At 68.2% G+C, this 1645-nt stretch carries 1 protein-coding gene; it reads right to left on the bottom strand.

What is annotated here, in order from left to right; translation table 11 throughout:
• Positions 1 to 1007: ALF repeat-containing protein (locus EBH09_RS37350; protein ID WP_193776787.1), on the bottom strand; the 1007-nt coding region annotated here is incomplete at its 3' end.
• Positions 1008 to 1645: the final 638 nt, after the last annotated feature.

The following is a 1645-nucleotide window of genomic DNA, read 5'->3' as shown; positions in this document are numbered from 1 at the left end:
GACGCCGCCTGCGCGGTGCGGGAGGCGGAGATCGCCGTGTTCGCGGCCGAGGCGGCGCCGCGGGCGGCGTTCGCGGCGTCGTTCGCGGCCCGGGCCGACTTGCGGACGTCCTCCTTGGCGGCCCGCGCCTCCTCGGCCGCCTTCAGGGCGGCGGCCTTCGCCTCCTCCGCCGCCTTCTTGGCGTGATCGGAGGCGGCGACCGCCTGATCGGTCTTGAGCTTCGCCTGCCTGCCCTCCCGCTCGACGACGGCGACCAGCTGGTCGATCGTCGCGGCCTCCTCGTCGCGGGCCCGGGCGATGAACTGGCCCGAGACGAGGAACTGGTGGACGGCCGCGGCCGACCCGTCGTTCAGAGCCTGCTCGGCGTACTTCTTCACCTCGGGGGAGGCGGTGTTGAGGATCGTGAAGAGCTCGACCCGCTCATCCTCCGCCTGCGCCGTGTACTGGGTGTCGTCCAGGAACGTGCGCAGAGCCTTCGTGGTGCCCAGGTCCAGTGCCTTGGTGGCCTCGCGCCTGACGCCCGGTCCGCTGTTGTTCAGCACGGTGAGCACCGCGACGCGCAGGTCCGTGGTGACGGGCTCGGCGTAACCGGTGCTCAGGTAGGTGGCGATGGCCTCGTCGCCGGCGGTCAGGGCGGCCTGGGCCGATTCCTGCGTGGACTTGCCCGCGTGGGGCAGGCCCGTGAGAACGGCGAAGCGGTTGTCCTCCGCCTGTGCCAACGGGAGTTCACCGGTGAGGAAGGTGGAGACGGCGGTCGAGGACCCGACCAGGGCCGCGGCGGCGGCCTCACGGACCGCGGTGCCGCCGATCTTGTACTGCCACACCGCCTTGCCGCGGTCGGTGTCGGGCAGTCCGGTGTCCAACTCGTCGGTGTCCGTCCCGGCGGCCCGGGCGGGTGTGGCGGTCAGGGTGGCGATGGCCGGCAGGGCGGGAACGGCCGCCGCCGCCCCGGCGGCGGCCGTGAGTATGCGGCGTCTGCTCCACAGTGACGCTGACAAAGTGAGCATCCTTCCCGGGATACGACGGTGCAGCTACGGATGTGACGGCCCGACTGCCCGCCGGTCGGCGGGCAGTGATGGACCGTCACCTGATTGCGGATACGGACCGGAACACTACCTGGAGAACACGCATTCGCCATTGGCTGACCAGGAGATGAAAAATTCGGGAAGGGTAAGTGATTGAATGTGAATTTCTCGAAGAAATGAACAGGAGTTATGAGGGATTTATAGAGCATTCACGCTTCCTTCACGGTGACCAGTACAACCTTTTCGGGAGTGGCGTACGTCACGTCCGATTCGTGCCGGGTGGTCGATCTGTGGCGATTGGGTCATTGGACAAACGTCGGGGTGGCGACTTCCATGCAGCAAGTCAAGGGGGTGGGGGTGAGGGTGCGGCGTGGGGGCCTGTCGCTCTGTTCGCGGGGGAATCTGCTGCAAATGCCGGGCGGTACCTGACTCTGTGTCCTTCCCGCCCTTTTTGAACATGTTCCGGAAATACGGTTCGTATCGACCACAAGGACTGTCATGAAGGCAAAGGCACGTAGCAGAATCGCGTCCGGAACCGGGCGCCTCATAGCGCGGACGGCCGCGGCCGCCGCCGCGGCGGGCGCGCTGGCCTGGCTCGTCGCCGCGGGCGGCGCGGGGGC

Origin of the sequence: Streptomyces sp. E2N166 (assembly GCF_003671715.1) — a bacterium.
Lineage (GTDB): Bacteria > Actinomycetota > Actinomycetes > Streptomycetales > Streptomycetaceae > Streptomyces > Streptomyces thinghirensis.
This window is presented reverse-complemented; position numbering and strand designations above follow the sequence as displayed.